The sequence below is a fragment of the Streptosporangium becharense genome, from assembly GCF_014204985.1.
Lineage (GTDB): Bacteria > Actinomycetota > Actinomycetes > Streptosporangiales > Streptosporangiaceae > Streptosporangium > Streptosporangium becharense.
In genome coordinates this window covers 2,969,616-2,988,406 of record NZ_JACHMP010000001.1, presented here as the reverse complement: position 1 = coordinate 2,988,406, position 18,791 = coordinate 2,969,616, and the positions used below count along the sequence as shown (strand labels likewise).

Annotated in this window: 16 protein-coding genes; 6 read left to right on the top strand and 10 right to left on the bottom strand. The window is 72.6% G+C overall.

Going from position 1 to position 18,791, the window contains the following annotated elements; genetic code table 11:
• Window positions 1-10 precede the first annotated feature (10 nt).
• The 3 genes from F4562_RS34865 to F4562_RS12700 are packed head-to-tail and all read left to right on the top strand — an operon-like array spanning window position 11 to window position 3,085.
• The gene (locus F4562_RS34865; RefSeq protein ID WP_246473419.1) at window positions 11-1,003 is read left to right on the top strand and encodes a CDP-alcohol phosphatidyltransferase family protein; all 993 of its coding nucleotides are present in this window, start codon (window positions 11-13) and stop codon (window positions 1,001-1,003) included.
• 25 nt (window positions 1,004-1,028) lie between these two features.
• Entirely contained in the window at window positions 1,029-2,039 is a 1,011-nt protein-coding gene (locus F4562_RS12705) for a sulfotransferase family protein (protein ID WP_184538404.1), read from the top strand.
• A gap of 2 nt (window positions 2,040-2,041) precedes the next feature.
• Window positions 2,042-3,085 (top strand): sulfotransferase family protein, encoded by a 1,044-nt coding sequence (locus F4562_RS12700; protein WP_184538406.1) that lies wholly within the window; start codon window positions 2,042-2,044, stop codon window positions 3,083-3,085.
• Here the strand turns inward: F4562_RS12700 and F4562_RS12695 are convergent.
• The 6 genes from F4562_RS12695 to F4562_RS12670 form a co-directional block, all read right to left on the bottom strand.
• Complete coding sequence (locus tag F4562_RS12695) at window positions 3,075-4,172, bottom strand: glycosyltransferase (protein ID WP_184538408.1); 1,098 nt, start codon at window positions 4,170-4,172, stop codon at window positions 3,075-3,077. The genes F4562_RS12700 and F4562_RS12695 overlap by 11 nt on opposite strands.
• Before the next feature lie 25 nt (window positions 4,173-4,197).
• Complete coding sequence (locus F4562_RS35805; protein WP_184538410.1) at window positions 4,198-7,197, bottom strand: bifunctional glycosyltransferase/CDP-glycerol:glycerophosphate glycerophosphotransferase; 3,000 nt, start codon at window positions 7,195-7,197, stop codon at window positions 4,198-4,200.
• Between the two features lie 107 nt (window positions 7,198-7,304).
• Window positions 7,305-8,423: an SRPBCC family protein gene (locus F4562_RS34205; protein WP_221206125.1), complete on the bottom strand. Its 1,119-nt coding sequence runs from the start codon at window positions 8,421-8,423 to the stop codon at window positions 7,305-7,307.
• Window positions 8,424-8,580: 157 nt separating this feature from the next.
• Window positions 8,581-9,462 (bottom strand): FAD binding domain-containing protein, encoded by an 882-nt coding sequence (locus tag F4562_RS12680; protein WP_184538412.1) that lies wholly within the window; start codon window positions 9,460-9,462, stop codon window positions 8,581-8,583.
• The gene (locus tag F4562_RS12675; protein WP_184538414.1) at window positions 9,459-11,975 is read right to left on the bottom strand and encodes a xanthine dehydrogenase family protein molybdopterin-binding subunit; all 2,517 of its coding nucleotides are present in this window, start codon (window positions 11,973-11,975) and stop codon (window positions 9,459-9,461) included. The genes F4562_RS12680 and F4562_RS12675 overlap by 4 nt, the downstream gene beginning before the upstream one ends.
• A complete protein-coding gene (locus F4562_RS12670) occupies window positions 11,972-12,457 on the bottom strand; it encodes a (2Fe-2S)-binding protein (protein ID WP_184538416.1) in 486 nt (161 codons plus the stop codon). The genes F4562_RS12675 and F4562_RS12670 overlap by 4 nt, the downstream gene beginning before the upstream one ends.
• Before the next feature lie 34 nt (window positions 12,458-12,491).
• Here F4562_RS12670 and F4562_RS12665 point away from each other — a divergent pair, with 34 nt between their 5' ends.
• On the top strand, window positions 12,492-12,641 hold the full coding sequence (locus F4562_RS12665) for a hypothetical protein (protein ID WP_184538418.1): 150 nt from the start codon (window positions 12,492-12,494) through the stop codon (window positions 12,639-12,641).
• Here the strand turns inward: F4562_RS12665 and F4562_RS12660 are convergent.
• From F4562_RS12660 to F4562_RS12645, 4 genes are all read right to left on the bottom strand, one after another.
• Window positions 12,638-13,864, bottom strand: coding sequence for an epoxide hydrolase family protein (locus F4562_RS12660; RefSeq protein ID WP_184538420.1), 1,227 nt, complete (start codon window positions 13,862-13,864; stop codon window positions 12,638-12,640). The genes F4562_RS12665 and F4562_RS12660 overlap by 4 nt on opposite strands.
• On the bottom strand, window positions 13,861-14,295 hold the full coding sequence (locus F4562_RS12655) for a MarR family winged helix-turn-helix transcriptional regulator (protein ID WP_311733827.1): 435 nt from the start codon (window positions 14,293-14,295) through the stop codon (window positions 13,861-13,863). The genes F4562_RS12660 and F4562_RS12655 overlap by 4 nt, the downstream gene beginning before the upstream one ends.
• Window positions 14,296-14,403: 108 nt before the next feature.
• Window positions 14,404-14,640, bottom strand: coding sequence for a hypothetical protein (locus F4562_RS12650; protein WP_184539648.1), 237 nt, complete (start codon window positions 14,638-14,640; stop codon window positions 14,404-14,406).
• Complete coding sequence (locus F4562_RS12645; protein WP_184538422.1) at window positions 14,630-16,561, bottom strand: PspC domain-containing protein; 1,932 nt, start codon at window positions 16,559-16,561, stop codon at window positions 14,630-14,632. Before F4562_RS12645 ends, F4562_RS12650 begins: the two co-directional genes overlap by 11 nt.
• Window positions 16,562-16,702: 141 nt before the next feature.
• Here F4562_RS12645 and F4562_RS12640 point away from each other — a divergent pair, with 141 nt between their 5' ends.
• Together F4562_RS12640 and F4562_RS12635 are read left to right on the top strand one after the other, a co-directional pair.
• Window positions 16,703-17,917, top strand: a complete 1,215-nt coding sequence (locus F4562_RS12640) for an ATP-binding protein (RefSeq protein ID WP_184538424.1) — start codon at window positions 16,703-16,705, stop codon at window positions 17,915-17,917.
• 175 nt (window positions 17,918-18,092) lie between these two features.
• Window positions 18,093-18,731 carry a response regulator gene (locus F4562_RS12635; protein WP_184538426.1) on the top strand — a complete coding sequence of 213 codons (639 nt, stop codon included), beginning with the start codon at window positions 18,093-18,095 and terminating at the stop codon, window positions 18,729-18,731.
• Window positions 18,732-18,791 lie beyond the last annotated feature (60 nt).

Sequence of the window (18,791 nt, the reverse complement as noted above, 5' to 3'; positions counted from 1 at the left end):
GCTGGGACGCATGAGGGCCTACTCGTTGGACGACGTTCACGCCACCCGCAAGCGGAGAGACTCGTGGTGGACCGTCTTCCTCGTCGACCCGGTGGCGTGCAGGCTCACGCTGCTCGTCGCCAACCACACGGCCGTCACCCCCAACGGGCTCACCCGCTTCTCGCTGATCCTCGGGATGTGCTCGGCGATCTGTTTCGCGCTCGGGCAGCTGGCCGCGGGAGCCCTGCTGTTCTACGTGAGTTTCGCGGTCGACTGCATGGACGGGAAGATCGCCCGGCTCAAGGGCACGGGGACCGCCTTCGGCCTCTGGCTCGACTACGTGGGAGACCGCATCAGGGTGGTCTGCTGCGCCGCCGGCCTGGCGTCCGGGCAGTACGAGGCGACGGGGGACGTCGCCTACATCCTGCTCGGCGCGGGGGTGGCCGTGCTCGACCTGTTCCGCTACGTGAACGCGCCGCAGATGAAACGCGTGCGCGAGGTGGTCAAGGAGAACCGGCTCATGCGCCTGGCCCAGATCGAGGCGCCGCGGCGGGACGAGGCGTCGGAGCGGGCCGAGCCCGCGGCGTACACCGCGGTGTACGCCGCGGAGGCCGCCCGCGCCGGGGCCGCGGCGCACGTCCGGCCCATCGCGCACGCCCGGTCGGCGGTCCGTGCCGGAGCAGGGGCCGGTGCCGGTGCCGACCTCGCGGGGACCGGCGTCATCCCCGGGCGGGTGGAACCGCTGATCCCCAGGGCGGCGCGGCGGCCCCGGCTGCCGCGCAAGCTCGGCCGGCTGCTCGCCCGGCACCGGGTGCGGAGCCACCTGATCAGCGGTATCGAGTTCCACGCCGCGGTGTTCGTCGTCGCCCCGCTGGTGGGCAGGGCGGCGCTGGTGCCCGTCGCGGTGGCGGCGGGGGTGCTGCTTCTGCTGAACGAGGTCTTTTTGATCTACCGAATGTGGCTCTTCGCCCGGGTGGCGTCCGTCGTGCCGCTCCCGCAGGAAGCGCCGCGCGTATCCGTCTGATCAAGTTCTACGGGGGTTCGCTGTCATGCAGTCCGACCGACCGATCTTCGTGATCGGCTGCCCGCGCTCGGGCACCACCATGTTGCAGCTCATGCTGCACTCCCACCCGCGCATCGCGGTGCCGCCGGAGACGCGGTTCGTGGTGCCCGGCTACTACCGCCGGTTCTCCTTCGGCGACCTGCGGGAGGAGCACAACCGGCGCCGGCTCGGCCGGTGGATCGTGACCGACAAGGACACCAAGTTCAAGGAGCTCAAGCTCGACGGCGAGCGGCTGATCGAGGACATCATCGCCGGTCCGCCGACGCTCGGCTCGGCGATGGGCATCACCTTCCGCTCCTACGCCGAGCAGTACGGCAAGTGCCGCTGGGGCGACAAGCGGCCGAGCTACTACCACCACGTGGACCTGCTGATGCGGCTCTTCCCGGACGCCCAGTTCGTGCACCTGATCCGGGACGGCCGCGACTGCGTGGCGTCGCTGAAGGAGATGCCCTGGTACACCAAGGACGTCTTCCACGCGGTGGTCAACTGGGGTGAGGCGATCGACTTCGGCCGCCGGCACGCCAGGAAGCTCCCCGCCGACAGCTACTACGAGCTGCGCTACGAGGACCTGACGGCCTACCCGGAGACCGAGCTGAGCAAGCTGTGCGACTTCCTGGGCGAGGACTACGACCCGGCGATGGCCGAGCCGTACCACGTGGCCAAGGTGGCGATCCCGCAGCACAAGGTCTGGCACAGCAACACCCACGGTGACGTCACCACCGCTCGGGCCGGTTCGTGGAAGACCCGGCTGGAGCCCTGGGAGGTCTCGGTGTGCGAGACCGTCCTGGCCGAGCGGCTGACCGCCAACGGCTACGAGCTGACCGGTGCCCCCAAGGCGGAGCGGGCCCACGTGGAGGCGTGCGCGAAGGCGGCGTCCAAGCGGCTGTGGGCCCGCAGGCGCAAGGCGCTCCGCGACCGCGTCAACCGCCTCCGCGAGCAGGGGCCGGTCGCCGCGCAGCTCACCAGCAGGCAGCTCGGCGAACTGGCGAAGGTCTGACCATGAAGCCTGACCGCCCGATCTTCGTCCTGGGCTGCCCCCGGTCGGGGACCACCATGTTGCAGCTCATGCTGCACGCCCATCCTCGCATCGCGATTCCCCCGGAGACCCGCTTCATGGTCTCCGCCTACCAGCGGCGGCTCCAGTTCGGTGATCTCAACGACTCCGAGCGCAGGCGTGAGCTGGCCGAGTGGGTGGTCAACCGGAGCCAGACGCGCTTCCACGAGTTGAAGCTCGACCGTGAGGAGGTGGTCCGCCAGATCGTCGCCGGGCCGCCGACGCTCGGCTCGGCGCTGGGCATCGTGCTGCGCGCGTACGCGGCCAGGCACGGCAAGCCGCGCTGGGGGGACAAACGGCCCTCGTACTTCCAGTACACCGACGTGCTGCTGCGGCTCTTCCCGGACGCCCAGTTCGTGCACCTGATCCGGGACGGCCGCGACTGCGTGGCGTCGCTGAAGGAGATGCCCTGGTACACGGGCAGTGTCTACAGCGCTGTCTCCGCCTGGGCCGAGGCGATCGACTTCGCCCGGCACGGGGCACCGAAACTTCCCGAGGGCAGCTACCACGAGTTGCGCTACGAGGACCTGACGACCGATCCCGAGGCGCACCTGCGCAGGCTGTGCGAGTTCCTGGGCGAGGACTTCGACCCGGCGATGTGCGAGCCGAGCGCGGTGGCCGGCATCGCCGTCCCCGCGCACAAGACCTGGCACGCCCGCACCCACGGCGCGGTGACGTCCGAGCGGACCGGTTCCTGGCGGCAGCGGCTCGACGGCGGCGAGGTCTCGCTGTGCGAGAGCGTGCTCGGCGACCGGCTGGAGACCTACGGGTACGAGCTCAGCGGGGCGCCGAAGGTCGACACCTCGCGGATGGTCTCCTACGAGCGGACCGCCGCCAAACGGAAGCTGGCCAGGGTCAAGCGGGTCGCCTTCGACCGGCTGATCCGGTTGCGCGAGCCGAACCCGCTGGGTGCCCGGCTCACCTCGGCCCAGATCGTGCTGGCCGGGGTGCCGATGCCGCGCAACGCGCCGGTGGCCGTCAACGGGTGACCTGCTCGAACAGTTCCTCCCAGCGGTCCAGGACGCGGTCGGCACGGAACGCCTCGGCGTGCGCGCGGGCGGCGGCGCCCAGCCGCCGCCGCTCCGGGACGGAGGCCATCAGGCCGCCCAGCGCGCCGGCGAGGGCGGTCACGTCGGCCGGGGGCACCAGCAGCCCGGCCCGGCCGTGCGCGACCAGCGACCTGACCCCGCTCGACACGTCGAACGCCACCGAGGGCACCCCGTGGGACGCCGCCTCGGCGAGCGCCAGCGGCAGTCCCTCGTGCTCGCTGGACAGGCCGAGCACCGCCCCGGCCGAGTACTCGCGGCCCATCTCCGACGCGGGGACCGTGCCGCGGAACACCACCCGGCCGGCCACCCCGCACGCCGCGGCGTGCTCGCGCAGCCTGTCGCGCTCGGCGCCTTCGCCGATCAGGTGCAGTTCCCAGTCGTGGCCGGTGTCCCGGTGTGCACGGGCGAAGGCCGAGATCAGCCGGTCGAACCGCTTGACGCCCTCCAGCCTGCCGACGCCCAGCACCCGGTGGGCCTCCAGGTCGGCGGTCCGCTCCGGCCAGGAGGGCAGCGGGTTGGGGATGGACCAGGTGTTGGGCAGCAGGGCCTGCTCGGAGAAGCGCCACGCGTCGTCGTCGCTGAGGAACACCGCCTTCTCCAGGGTGCCGTAGTGGCGGCGCACCGAACGCAGGTGCCAGCAGCCGCGGGCGTGCTCGTAGGAGCCGTGGTACTGCCCGATGGGCAGCAGCCGCTCGGGCAGCAGGGACCTGACGCGGGTCACCACGCCGGGCGAGGTGAGCACCGCGAACCCCGGCCCCACCTCGCGGAGCAGCCTGCCGAGCGCGCGGTGCTCACGGCGTCCGGCCAGGCGGGAGAGGGCACCCACCGGCCTCCGGTGGATCACGTGATGGGCGTAGCGCGGCCGTTCCACGTAGCGGAACGGGCGCTCGGCCCGGTGCAGCCCGATCACGTGTACCTCGTGCCCCCGCTCGGCCAGGCCCTGGGCGACGGTGTGCGTGACCCGCTGGATCCCGCCGAGGGTGTCGGCGTCCATGCAGGCGAACACCACCGTCCGCCCGCCGCTCATCGCGACCCCTTTGTCCGCCTGCCGCTCACCGCAGCCACCCCGTCAGCGGCAGCGGTATCGTCCGCCGCCCCGCGTTCCGGCCGGGGGAGGCGGACGCCGCGGGCTGGACCGCCGCGGACGGGACCGCCGGGTGACCGGACGGGACGGGTGCGAGGTCCTTCCCGGCCGGTGACCGGGCGGGCGGCCCGGCCGGGTGGGGCGTCCGCGACGCGGCCCGCGCCGGGGCGGGCCCGAAGAAGGCGTCCACGACCTTCGCCGCGGCGTGGCCCCTCTCGTCGGCGCACCACAGCTCGCGGAAGGCGGCGTACTTCGCGGTGAACGACGCGCTCACCTCATCGAGGTGACGCAATGCCGCGATGAGTTCCCCGGTGGTGGTCAGGCACGGGCCGGGGGCGATGGCGGGCAGGTCGTGGTAGACCCCGCGTTCCGTCCTGCGGTATTCGTCCCAGTCGTCGGTCAGGAACAGCATCGGCCGCCCGGTGACCGCGTAGTCGCACATCAGCGAGGAGTAGTCGGTCAGCAGCGCGTCCGAGGCCAGGATCAGGTCGTTGACCTCCGGGTAGTCGCCCGCCTGGCGGACGAAGTGGCGCAGGCGCTCCGGGATCCGGTAGCGGTCGACCGGGTGGGTCCGCAGGATCACCACCCAGTCGCCGGCCAGGGCCTCGGCCATCGCGGTCAGGTCGGCGCGCACCGACTGCCCCGACCGCTTGGCCCGGTCCCGGTAGGTGGGTGCGTACAACAGCACCCTGCGTCCCGCGGGGAGCTCCAGCCGTTCCCGCACCCGGGCGACCGCCGTGTCGTCGCCGTGGACGAGCACGTCGCAGCGGGGCGAGCCGTGGCGCAGCACCGGTCCCCGGTAGCCGTTGGCGGGGACGAAGAGCCGCTCGAACTCGGCGCTCGGCGCGACCAGCGCGTCCCAGCGCGCCACCGCGTCCCGCCACTGCCGCCTCGGCCCGTCGAAGTCGGCCCGCAGGTCGGGTGCGTCGAAGCCGATCGTCTTGACGCCCTGGCCGTGCCAGGTCTGCAGGTAGCGGGTGCGCCGCGGCTTGGGGTAGGCCAGCGGCAGGCCGTGGCTGTCCACCCAGTAGCCGGCCCGGGCCATCGTCCAGACGTACCGCCAGCTCATCCGCCGTACCAGCCGCACACCGGCGGGGAAGTTGCGGCGGTTCGCGGCGACCGACCAGACGACCTCGATCGGTGTCCCGCGCCGGCTGAGCTCCTCGTAGACGTACCTGGGGCTGCCGGTGTACCCCGTGCCCACGTCCGACTCGAACAGCGCCAGGTCCCGGCGGGGCGGCAGGACCCTGATCAGCCCCTTGTAGACGCGGAGTTTCACCTCGGGCCCGCCCAGCCGCCGCAGCAGCCGGGTACGGAGCCGCAGCAGCCGGGGCACCCGCCGCAGCGGTCCCTCGCGCCGCCACCTGATCCGCAGCACCGCGGCGGCCCCCTCCGCGGTGACCGTGACCCGGTGGCCGGGCACGGCCACGGTGAACGGCTCGGCCGGGGCGACGAGCAGCCGGTCGGAGGTGACGCGGCCGTCGGCGCGGACGATCGACACGACCGGGTCGTGGTGGCCGTCGAAACCCAGGCGACCATGGTCGACCGCGGCCAGGTCGATCGTCACCGCACTCAGGTGGCTGCCGTCGGCCTGCGGGCGCGACGCCAGCGGCACCCGGTGGCCGCCCAGCCGCAGGAACGCCTTCCAGCCGGGGGCGGCGGCGAGCACCCCGAACGGGTCGTACGTCCTGATGGTGAGTGTGACCTCGGCTTCCCCGCCTGCGCACCGGCCACCGTTGTCCCCTCCGCTTCCGGACCGGCCATCGCCCCTTCCCCCTTTCCCGGGCCGACCACCGCCCCTTCCTCCGGTTCCGGGGCCCGTGGCGGTGACGACCGTCTCGTGGCGGAGCCGGCTGGCGGTGTACGGCAGTTCGGCCAGCCGGAGCTCGGTGATGTCCCGTCTCGGGTCGGGGGCGTCCCCCCAGTAGGTCCGCCCGTCACGGCGGGTGGCGACGCGCGGCGGCGCCTTCGGCCCGTTCAGCGACCGGGCGGCGACCAGCAGCTCGTCGGGACGGCCGTCGAGGATGTAGCTGCAGCAGACCCGGAGCAGCGGGTCCACCGGCTCGAACACCTCCGGGTCGAACTCCGTCAGGTAGGACCGGGTCAGGGCGACGAACTCCCCGATCCACGCCGGGTCGCGCGCGGGCAGCGGGTTGAGGTAGACCCGCAGGTCCTGGCGGACGAAACGGCGCTGCCGGTCGCGGACCAGGTGCCCCAGGCCGTTCCGCCGCAGGATGCCGTCGCTGAGCCGGGCGGCGGCGATCCGGGAGCGGACGTTGGCCATCTCGGTGATGCTCAGCGAGATCGACGGCCGCTCCGGGTTCCCCGCCGGGTTCCGGTGCCACAGGTAGACCACCCACGGCACCACGGCGAACCGCCGCGCGGCGCAGTACAGTTCCGTGCTGAAGACGTGGTCCTCGTAGTGCAGGTCCTCCCGGAACGGCAGCCGCCGCACCAGCTCGGTCCGGTAGAGCTTGTTGGTGCTGAAGGAGTCGAGGAACATCTCCGGTTCCCGTTCGATCCCCTCGACCGTCCTGCGCCGCGCGAACAGGGCCGGGTAGTAGCGGGCGGTCTTCCCGGTCCGCTCGTAGAGCCGCGAGATCTGCCCGGTGACGAAGTCGGCCCCGGTCCGTTCGATCTCCAGCAGCATGCTCTTGCAGGCGTGCCGGGTCAGCTCGTCGTCGCTGTCCAGGAACATCACGTACGGTGCGCGGGCCGCGGCCACCCCCCTGTTGCGCGGGGCCCCGCAGCCGCCGCTGTTGACCTCGCCGCGCAGGTACCGCACGCGCGGGTCCAGACGCTGGAGCTCGCGGACGACGTGCTCGGTGCCGTCGGTGCTGGCGTCGTCCGAGACGATCACTTCGAGGTTGCGCAGGGACTGGCCGAGTACGGAGCGCACGGCCCTCGGCAGCCGTGCCGCGTCGTTGTACGTGATGATGACGACGCTGCATTCCAGCACATTGATCACGATTTGAGGTATTCCCTGAGATAACAGGGATGTTGTCCTACTTGTTAACTGATGAAGGTGTTTTGAGCGTTACGTGAAGTGCCCCGGGAGGCCACGGGGAACTCCGCTCAGCGGCGCAGCACCCGGCGGGCGAACCAGGCGATCAGGATGAGACCCACCAGCGCCGCCAGCAGCGGGGCGGCCCGCTTCAGCAGGGGCATGCCCGCGACCTGGAGGAGGTCCAGGGCCTCCTCGTCGGGGGTGAGCGAGGTGCGGGAGGTGCCCGCCGGGCGGGCTTCCCGAGCCGCGGCCGTCTCCTCTCCCGGCGCGGCCGTCCCCGGAGCGGCGGGCCGGGAGACGGCGGCCTCCCCGGTGGCGCCCGGAGATGCGGTACGGGAAGCGGTGGCCTCCCCGGAGCGGGACGTGGCGGACGCCGGTTCCGCGGACGCCGGACGCACCGGACCCGGGCCGGTGGTGTCGGAGATCGCGGGGAACTCGTCGGCCTCGTCGGTCTCGTCGGTCTCGTCGGTCTCGTCGGTGGGCACCGGTCCGGAGATCGGAGCCGTACCCGTGACGGGCGGCGTACCGGAGACGGGCGTCGCCGGAGCGGAGGTGGCCTGTTCCGTCTCCGAGACGGCCATGGCGGTCGGGGTCGCGGGCTGGGCCGCGGCCGGGGCGGTGGCGGCGGGGGCGGTTCCGGTCGCCGGGGCGGCGGGGACGGGGGTGACCCCGGAAGCCGGGGCCGCGGACGCGGTGGCCGGTTCCGTGGCCGGTCCGGTGGCCGGTTCCGCGGCGGGGCTCTCGCCCAGTAGCCGGGCGAGGTTGGCCGCGAACCGCTCGATCAGCTTGGAGCCGACCTCGGCCATCACCCCGCGGCCGAACTGGGCAGGGCGGCCGGTCACGTTGAAGGTGGTGTCGACGGTCACGCGGGTGGCGGCGTCGGCGGGGTGGAGCCGGGCGACGACCATGGCCCCGGCGGTGCCCGAGCCCCGGGTCTCCTTGCCGGACGCCTTCAGGGTCATCGAGTGCGTGTCCTGGTCGACCTTCTCGAAGGTGGCCTCACCGTGGTAGACCACCGTGATCGGCCCGACCTTCACCTTCATCCGGCCGGTGAAGGAGTCGCCCTCCACCTTGTCCACCGCGGCCCCCGGCAGGCAGGGCGCCACCCGCTCGACGTCCAGCAGCACCGGCCACGCCTGCTCGACCGGCACCGGAACCGTGAACTCGTGCTCGAACCGCATCGCCATCGATCCGCTCCTTGTCGGTCGGTCGCCTGGCCGTCGCCGCGCCGGGGCGGCCACGCGGGGCGTACTACCAGTATGACGCCGCGCGTACCGGGGAACCCGGTAGAGGTTCGCGCAGGTCCGGGTGTGTCCCGGCCCCGTCCCCGGCCCGCGGGCGAGGTCACCCGCCGGCGGCCCGGACCGCTCGGGCGGTCAGCACCCGGGCCAGGTGGCGGCGGTAGTCGGGCTGGGCGTGCAGGTCCGCCGGGGGCGAGGTGCCATCGTCCGCCTCGGCGCACGCCTCCCTGACCGGGTCGGTCCCGCCGGTCGCCGGGGGAGCGAGGTCCACGCCGCGCAGCGCGGTCTCCACCGCCTCCGCGCGCACCGGCGTGGGCCCCATGTTGGTCAGCCCGATCCTGGCCTCCTCGACGGCCCCGTCCGTCTTCCGTACCGCCGCGGCCACACCGACGATCGCCCAGGACTGCGCGGTCCGGTGGAACTTCTCGTAGTGGAAGCCCCACCCGGCGCCGAGCACCGGCACCCGGACGCCGACCAGCACCTCCCCCGGTTCGAGCGCGGGCTCCAGGTAGTCGACGAAGAACTCCGCCGCGGGGATCTCCCGCTCGCCCTCGCCGGAGCGGACGACGAAGACGCAGTCCAGGGCCACGGCGACCGCGGGCAGGTCGCCGGCGGGGTCGGCGTGGGCCATGGAGCCGCCGAACGTGCCGCGGTGCCGTACGGCGGGGTCGGCCACCGTGGCCGTCGCCAGTGCGAACAGCGGGGCCTTCTCCCGCACCACGCGGGAGCGCACCACCTCGTCGTGCGTGGTGAGCGCGCCGATGAAGACGTGGTCACCGCGGTCCTCGACGCCGCGCAGCTCGGGCAGGCGCCCGAGGTCGACCAGCGCGGCCGGGTAGGCGAGCCGCAGGCGCAGCAGCGGCAGCAGTGACTGGCCTCCGGCCAGCGCCTTGACGTCGTCACCCGCCGAGGCGGCCTCGCCGAGCACGCGGCAGGCGTCCTGGAGCGACTCGGGCCTGATGTAGTCGAACGACGCGGGGATCATCGGGCGCCTCCTGTGATCTGCGTGGACCCGGCCTGGGCGGCTCCGGTCTGCGTGGATCCCGCCTGCGCCGAACCGGTCTGGGCTGATCCGGTCTGCGCTGATCCGGTCTGGGCGGCCCTCGCCTCGGTGACGGCACGCCAGAGCCGCTCCGGTGTGCAGGGCATGCGGACGTCGCGTACGCCGAGCGGACGCAGCGCGTCGACGACCGCGTTCACGACGGCCGGGGTGGAGGCGATCGTCCCCGCCTCACCGACGCCCTTGACCCCCAGCGGGTTGGTGGTCGCCGGGGTCTCGGTGCGGTCGGTGACGAAGTCGGGCAGGTCGGCGGCCGACGGGATGAGGTAGTCGGCCATCGTCGTGGTGAGCATGTTGCCCTCCCCGTCGTAGACCGCCTCCTCGAACAACGCCTGGCCCACACCCTGGGCGATCCCCCCGTGCACCTGGCCCTCGACGATCAGCGGGTTCACCACGGAGCCCACGTCGTCCACCGCCACGTACGACCGGATCCTCGCCTGACCGGTCTCGGTGTCCACCTCGATCGCGCACAGGTGGGTGCCGTGCGGGAAGGAGAAGTTGTCCGGGTCGAAGGTGGCGTCGGCGTCCAGCCCGGGTTCGAAGCCGTCGGGGAGGTCGTGCGCGGCGAAGGTGGCCAGCGCGAGCTCCTGAATGGTCCGGCCCGAGCCGGTGCCGCGCACCCGGAACGAGCCGTCGGCGAACTCGATGTCCTCCACCGACGCCTCCAGCATGTGCGCGGCGAGGTTCCTGGCCCGTTCCCTGACCTTCTCGCAGGCGGCCAGCACGGCGACGCCGCCCACCACCAGCGAGCGGGAGCCGTAGGTGTCCATGCCCTTGTGCGAGACGGACGTGTCGCCGTGCAGCACGGAGACGTCCGCGAACGGCACGCCCAGCGCGTCGGCGACGATCTGGCTCCAGGCCGTCTCGTGCCCCTGGCCGTGCGGGGAGGTGCCGGTGACGACCTCGACCTTCCCGGTGGGGAGCATGCGGACCGAGGCGTGCTCCCAGCCGCCCGCGCCGTAGCTGAGGCTGCCGAGCACGCGCGAGGGTGCCAGGCCGCACATCTCGGTGAAGGTCGACACGCCGATGCCGAGCTGCACCGGGTCGCGCCGCTCACGCCGGTCGGCCTGCTCGGCCCTGAGCTCCTCGTAGCCGAACAGGGCAAGTGCCCGGTCGGTGGCCGCCTCGTAGTTGCCGGAGTCGTAGGTCAGCCCGGCGATCGTGGTGTACGGGAACTCCCCGTGGGCGATCCAGTTGCGCCGGCGTAGCTCGACGGGGTCCATGCCCAGCTCGTGGGCCAGCTCGTCCATCGTGCGCTCGATCGCGAACGTGGCCTCCGGGCGTCCGGCACCCCGGTAGGCGTCGGTCGGCATCTTGGTGGTGAAGACGCCCGTGCAGCGGAAGTCGTAGGCGTCCATCTTGTAGATGCCGTTGTACATGAACGCGCCGAGCAGCGGCACACCCGGTGTGACCAGCATCAGGTAGGCACCCATGTCGGCGAGCAGGTCCGCCCTGACGCCCCGCAGGCGCCCGTCCCGGTCGGCGGCGACGGAGATCCGCTGAAGCTGGTCGCGGCCGTGGTGCACGGTCAGGTTGCCCTCGGAGCGCGACTCGGTCCACTTCACCGGCCTGCCCAGCCTGCGGGTCAGCAGCAGGGCGAGCACCTCCTCGGCGGTGACCTGGAGCTTGGAGCCGAAACCACCGCCCACGTCGGGGGCGACCACACGCAGCCGGTGCTCCGGGATGCCGGTCGTCAGCGCGAGCATGACGCGCAGCACGTGCGGGATCTGGGTGGCCGAGTAGAGGGTGAAGGTCTCGCCGTCGGTGGTGGCCACGACCGCGCGCGGCTCCATCGCGGTCGGGATGAGCCGCTGCTGCACGTACGTGCGTTCCACCACCACGGGCGCGTCGCGGAACGCCTCCTCGATGTCGCCGCCGGCGAACTTCCAGGTGAACGCCTGGTTCCCGGCCTCGTGGACCTTCGGACTGCCCTCGGTGAGCGCCTCGGTCATGTCGAGCACCGGTTCCAGCGGCTCGTAGTCGATCTCGATCGCGTCGAGGGCGTCGGCGGCCTTGTACCGGTCGGTGGCGACCACGCAGGCCACCGCCTCGCCGACGTAGCGGACCTCGTCGACGGCCATGGGCGGGTGGTCGGGGATGACGACGTCGTCGCTGACCGGCCAGGCGCAGGGCAGACTGCCCTGCTCGCCGGCGAAGTCCTGCCCGCTGTAGACGGCCACGACGCCGGGCTGGCTGCGCGCGGCCGAGGTGTCGACCCGGGTGATGCGGGCGTGGGCCATCGGGCTGCGCAGGAAGGCCACGTACATCATGCCCGGAAGCTGGATGTTGTCGGTCCACATGGTCCGGCCGGTGACCAGGCGGGCGTCCTCCTTGCGCGGGCGGGCCCGCCCGACCTCGTGTGCCGCGGACGGGCGGCCGAGCTGGTCGCTCTCGGCGATCCGCTCGCCGACCAGGCCGGCGTCGAGCTGCTCGGTCATGCCGTCCTCGCCTCCTGACGCGCCATCTCCCGGGCGCCGCGCCGCACCGCGCGGACGATGTTGCAGTAACCCGTGCACCGGCACAGGTTGCCTTCGAGCCCCTCCCGCACGGCCTGCTCGGACGGGTCGGGGTCGTCCCTGACCAGGTCGATCGCGGCCATGATCATGCCGGGGGTGCAGTAACCGCACTGGAGCGCGTGCTCCTCGTGGAACGCCCGCTGCATGGGGTGCCACTCCTCGCCGCGGGCCAGACCCTCGACGGTGACGACGTCGCTTCCGTCGGCCTGCACGGCGAGCACGGAACAGCTCTTCGCGCTCCGGCCGTCGAGCAGCACGGTGCAGGCGCCGCAGTTGCTGGTGTCACACCCGATCGGCGTGCCGGTCTTGCCGAGGCGGTCACGCAACAGGTGGACGAGAAGGAGACGCGGCTCCACCTCCTCCTCGTATTCGACTCCGTCGACGGTGACGGTGATTCGGGGCATATGTCCTCCAGATGCACCCAGAAGAGATGGAGAAGTGGAAGCCGACAAAAGCGAACGTACGCCCCTGTGGTTCCCGGTCAAGCCCTTCTTCAAGCTCCTGCGGGCCACCGCCCTGGCACTTCTTCGCAGGTGGGAGGCCCTGTCCCGCTCCGGGCGGCGGCCCCGCCGCCCGATGCGGGTCTAGCGGCGGCCGCGGAACGTCCGGCGCAGGTCGTCGACCCACTCGCCGGGGATCTCCCAGGGGATGAAGTGGCCGCCGCGGTCGTGCGCGGTGAGGTTGACGTGGTTGTACCACGCCGCGCGGTCGGTGCCGAGGAAGTGCCGGACGCGCTGGTCGGTGCGGACGCCCGGCGGGTTCTCGTAGCCGACGAACGTGATGCCGGTGGGCGCCTCGATCACCGGCTGCCGGTCGTGGGACGGCGTCCACGGGTACCGGTTGTTGTTGGCGTAGGTGCGGATCGACGTCCCGATCGAGTTCGTCACCCAGAAGATCATCGCGTGCGTGAGCAGGTCGTCCTTGCTGAAGACGGTCTCGACGTCGCCGTGGTTGTCGCTCCAGTTCACCCAGCGTTCGAGGATCCAGGCGAGCATGCCGGCCGGGGAGTCGGACAGCCCGTACGCGAGCGTGCTCGGCCCTAGCACGTGCGCGGCCAGGTGGACGGCGAACCGCTTCTCAAGGGCGACGACCCGCGCGTAGACGTCGGCGGGCAGGTTCTCCGGGATGGGCCGGCCACCGGAGAGGTCCCAGGCCCGGTCGCCGTTGAACAGGGTGAGCTTCTGACCGGATCCGATGTGGATGCCGTACAGCGCGTCGGCGTACTTGTGGCCGAGCTGGCCGGTGACGAGCGCGCCGACGTCGCAACCCGCGGCGGCGTACCTCGCGTGCCCCAGGGTGCGGGTCATCAGGCTGTGCCAGATGTCGGCGATCTTCCAGAAGTTCAGGTCGGGGTGGTCCGGCAGTGGGCCGGAGAACCCGAAGCCGGGCAGCGAGGGGACGATGACGTCGAACGCGTCCGCGGGGTCGCCGCCGTGCGCGGCCGGGTCGGCGAGCGGGTCGACGACCTTGGCCCAGTGCCAGAACGTCCACGGCCAGCCGTGGGTGAGGATCAGCGGGGTGGGAGCCGGTCCGCCCTCCGGGCCGACGCCGGGCCGGCGCATGAAGTGCACCGGGACGCCGTCGACGTCGACGAGGTGGTGCTCGTAGGCGTTGATCGCGGCTTCCGCCCTGCGCCAGTCGTAGCCGGTGCGCCAGTACTCGACGAGCTCCTGCAGGTAGGTGCGGTTCACGCCGTAGTACCAGTCCTGGTTGCCCGCGTCCTGCGGCCAGCGGGTGAGTGCCAGGCGCGCACGCAGGTCGGCGAGTACGTCGTCGGGGACGTGGATCGGGGCCGGGGACAGGTCGATCACGGGTGTTCTCCCGGTTCGTCCCCCGACCGGGCGACGCGGGCCAGGGCCGGGAGGGCGGCGGCGATCGCGTCGCGTTCGGCGGGGGTGAGTGCGGCGGTGAGGCGTTCGAGGCCGGCGACGCGTTCGGCCCGCCGGCTCCGCACGACCGCCGCACCGGCATCGGTGACGTGGACGAGGACCGCGCGGCCGTCGGAGGGGTCGGGCCGGCGTTCGACCAGCCCGTCGCGTTCCAGCTTGGCGACCAGCTGGGTGATCGCGGGCTGCGTGACCTGCTCGGCGGCGGTGAGCTCGGTCAGCCGCATCGGGCCGCGGCCTTCGAGCGTGTGCAGCACCGACAGCGTCGTGAAGCTCAGGCGCTGCTTCACGGGCAGGCGGATGTGCGTCCGGGTGAGGTCCTCCAGGACCGCGGTCAGTTCGGTGACATCGAGCACGGGGAAATTTATATCAGTAACTTATATAAGTTTCTAATGCACTTTCCGGTGCGCGCTCTCCCGGCCGCCATGGGGCACGCGCCGACCGGCATGCTTCCCGGAGCTGACCTAACGGCGGATCACCTTGGCCAGGATGGCGACCAGACCGGCCAGTCCCAGGCCGCTCACCACGGCCAGGAACATGGGCAGCGGCCTGACGGACGGCTCCGCGATGAAGACGATCCCGACGACGACGAACAGCATGCCGCTGAGAAAGGCCATCCAGTCGGTGCGGTGCAGCCTGCGGCCCCTGGGCCGCTCGGGGCCCGATCCCCGGACGCCGGGGGGATCCGCCTCAGGCCGCACGGCGCACCTCCACGTCACCGATGCCCGCCTTCACGTTCAGCACGATGGTCGCCACCTCGCCTTCCGGAGTCACCTCGGGGTTCAGGATCCTCCGGTGCCGGACGTCGGCCCCTCCCTCCACCACGTGATCGATCTTGACGTCGCCGAACTTGGTGAACCCGTCCACCTCGGCCCTGACCGTCGGCGGCAGGACCACGCTGATCTGCCCGACGGAGACCGCGGCGTACACGACCGTCCGCGAGCCCGGTGGCAGGGCCAGCTCGCTCAGGTCCAGGTGCCCGTCGCCCACGCCCACCGAGTAGCCGTCGGAGACCTCCGACACCTCCACGGGATGCCACTCGTAGGTGCCGAACTTCTTCGGCACGCCGCCCATCGCGGATCCCGCGACCAGCGCGATCGACAGCAGGGCACCCACCGCGACCAGGGCCGCGCCTCGGTCGAACCAGGTGGTGACCAGAAGGCCGGCGCCGATCACGACGAGCATCGCGCCACCGGCGATCGTCATGTTGACCGGCCCCGAGGCCGACTGGACCGCCATGATGATCCCTCCAACGATCATGGCCAGACAGATGGTCATCCCGCCGACGAGCGACCTGGGCGGTCGCGGCCGGGGTGCCGTACGCACCGGCGCCACCGGGGCGGCGGAGCCGTACGGCGGGCCGTAGGGCGGGCTGTAGGGCCGGTAGCCCTGCCGTCTGCGAGGGTCGAGCGGCTGGTAGGGCCCGTACGGCGAGAACGGCTCGCCGGAGGAGTCGTAGGCCGGTCCGGCGGCGCGGTACGGGTCCCCGTACGGCCTGCCGGGTCCGGCTCGGTGGCCGTACCCGGCCGCGGGGCCGGGGAGCACGGGAGGGCCGGGGGCCGGGAGGGGCGGAGAGGTGGGCTCCGGCCCGGCCTGCCGGTGGGCGGCGGGCCCGTACGACTCGGTGACCGTCGGCGGGCCGGGCTCGGTGACCGTCGGCGGGCCCGGTTCGACGAGCGTCGGCGGGTCGGTGTCCGGGAGGACCGGCGGATCGTACGAGACGGTGTCCTGCAGGGCGGTGGCGCTGAAGGCGTCGGCGGCGAACGGGCCCGGGGAGGCTCCCGGCGTCCGGCCGGGTGCGGGAGTCTCCCCCACCTCAGGTCCACCCGCCGGGCCGGGGGCCTCGGGGCGTTCTGGGGTGAGGGCTTCTCCCGCCTCGGGGCGTCCGGCAGTGAGGGCTTCTCCCGCCTCGGGGCGTCCCGGGGCGGCGGACGGGCCGGGTGCCGGGACGGAACCGGGCTCGGGGATCCCCGAGCCGGTGGCCCTGCCGGGGACGGGAGGCGCCGGGGACATGGGAGGCATGGGGGGTGCGGCGTGTGCGAAGGGCCCGGCGGGGTGTGCGAAGGGGGCCTGGACGGGCCCCGGGGCGGCGGACGGGCCGGGTGCCCGCTCGAAGGCGCGGGGCGCCGGGCGCCTGCGCAGCCGGTCGGGCAACGACCGGGCCAGCGCCAGTAGATCGACCCCGCGTGAGTGGGCGGCGAGCAGGGCGACGGCGAACATCGTGCCGACGACGACCGTGCCGGTGCCGATGCCGCCCGAGGAGATGTTGATGACCAGCCCGAGCGCGAACACCCCGGTCAGCAGGGCCAGCACGCTCTCGCTGTCGAAGTCGCGCCGGGTCCACTGCTCCAGGTGGCCGGGCCCCCCGTCGGTCTCGCGCATCAGCAGGAACGCCGCGATGTAGAGCATGATGCCGATTCCGGAGCCGAGCACCAGCACCGCGAAACCGACCCGGAACAGCACCGGGTCGACCCCGGTGTGCCGCCCGAGCCCGGCGCAGACCCCGGTGAGCATGCGTCCCTCGTCGCTGCGGCGCAGACCCCGCCCCTCGTCGGGGAGGGGAGTGGGTGGCGAGTCGGCGGCGGTGCTCGCCGGGTCCTGTGCGTGCCCGGTTTCGGTCATGCTCTCATCGTGGCCTTCTCCCGCCACCTGCGCATCCGGGAGACCCCTGAGTCGTCCCCGAGGCGTGGGGGCCCTCTCAGGGGCCTCTCAGGGGAACGCCTGATGCGCCGGGCGGCCGGTCCGTGTGACGATGCTGACGATATGGCTGACCGACAGACAATTCACGACACGGCGCCGGTGGCGTCCGAAACCGCCGCCTTCCCCCGCCTGATAAGGCCGGTGGAGGGCAGGCTCGTCGCGGGCGTGGCCCAGGGGGCGGCCGTGCAGCTCCGGCTCGACCCGGTCGTGCTGCGGCTGGCCTTCGTGCTGCTCACCGCCCTGGACGGGATCGGCGCGGTCGCGTACGCGGCCCTGTGGATGTTCACCCCGCGCGAACCCCATGAGGGCAGGGAGCCGGCCCGGGACTGGAGCCAGTTCGCCGCGTACGGCGCGATCGGGCTGGCGTTGATGGCCCTCGACTGGCTCGTCGGCCCCTCGGGAGGGGGGATCGGCGCGTGGCCGATCGCGCTGGGCGGCATCGGCTCGCTGATCCTGTGGCAGCAGGCCGACCCGGACCGGCGGCAGCGCTGGATGGACTCGACGGTCGGGCAGGTGCGCCGCAACCGGGTCCGCACCTTCCTCGGCCTGGCGCTCGTCGTGATCGGCGCCATCGGTTTCCTGGTGGCCACCGACGAACTGGGCAAGGCGCGTCCCGGCATCATGTTCACCCTGGTGGTCGTGGGCGGTGTGGCGCTGATCGCGGCCCCCTGGCTGGCCGCCCTGTGGAAGGAACTCCAGCGGGAGCGCCGTGAGCGCATCAGGCAGGAGGAACGCGCCGAGGTGGCCGCGCACGTGCACGACTCGGTGCTGCACACCTTGACGCTCATCCAGCGCAACGCCCACGACGCGCGCGAGGTGATGCGGCTGGCCCGCTCCCAGGAGCGTGAGCTGCGCAACTGGCTCTACCAGCCCAAGCAGGACGCCGACGCGTCGCTGGCCGCCGCCGTGCGCCGGGTCGCCGCCGAGGAGGAGGACGCCCACGGGGTTCCCATCGAGGTCGTCTGCGTGGGCGACTGCCCGCTGACGCCGGAGTTGTCGGCGATGATGCAGGCCGCCCGGCAGGCCATGGTGAACGCCGCGAAATACTCTGGTTCCGCGGTCGTCTCGGTCTACGCCGAGGCGGAGCCGGACGAGGTGACCGTCTTCGTCCGGGACCGCGGTGTCGGGTTCGACATGGACGAGGTGCCCGAGGACCGGATGGGCATCCGTCAGTCGATCATCGGCAGGATGGAACGACACGGCGGCAGCGCCAGGGTGCGGACCGAGCCCGGTGAGGGCACGGAAGTGATGTTGACCATGAAACTGGAGAAGGCGTGAGCGAACGAACCAGGCGGCGGCGGGCCGCGGACCGGCCGCCGGGGCGGCCCGCGGCGGTGCGGCATGCCGCGCGGCCCGCGGTGGTGTCGTGTGCGGCTCGGCCCGCGGCGATGTCGCGCGCCGAGTGGTACGGAACCCCGTGGAAGCCGCGCGCCACAGAAGCCGGAGGAGTCCGATGAGCCCCGTCAAGGTCCTGATCGTCGACGACCATCGCCTGTTCCGCTCCGGGGTCCGGGCGGAGCTCGGCGACTCCATCGAGGTGATCGGTGAGGCCGAGGACGTGGACTCGGCGGTCAAGGCGATCACCGAGCTCCGGCCCGACGTGGTCCTGCTCGACGTGCACATGCCCGGCGGCGGCGGTCAGGAGGTGCTGCGCCGCGTCCTGGGTGCGGGCATCCCGGTCCGCTTCCTGGCCCTGTCGGTCTCCGACGCGGCCGAGGACGTCATCGGCGTGATCCGCGGCGGGGCCCGGGGCTACGTCACCAAGAACATCAGCGGCCGTGAGCTCACCGACGCCGTCCGCCGGGTCGCCGACGGCGACGCGGTCTTCTCGCCCAGGCTGGCCGGGTTCGTGCTGGACGCCTTCGCCTCCAGCGAGGCCCCGCCGATCGACCCCGAGCTCGACTCGCTGACCCAGCGCGAGCGCGAGGTCCTGCGGCTGATCGCCCGCGGCTACGCCTACAAGGAGATCGCCAAGGAGCTGTTCATCTCGGTCAAGACCGTGGAGACCCATGTCTCGTCGGTGCTGCGCAAGCTCCAGCTCTCCAACCGGCACGAGCTCTCCCGGTGGGCCACGGCGCGGCGCCTGGTCTGACCTGCGCCGACCCTGTACGAGCACCTGTACGAGCAGAGGCTTATATGCGACTCTGCGAAG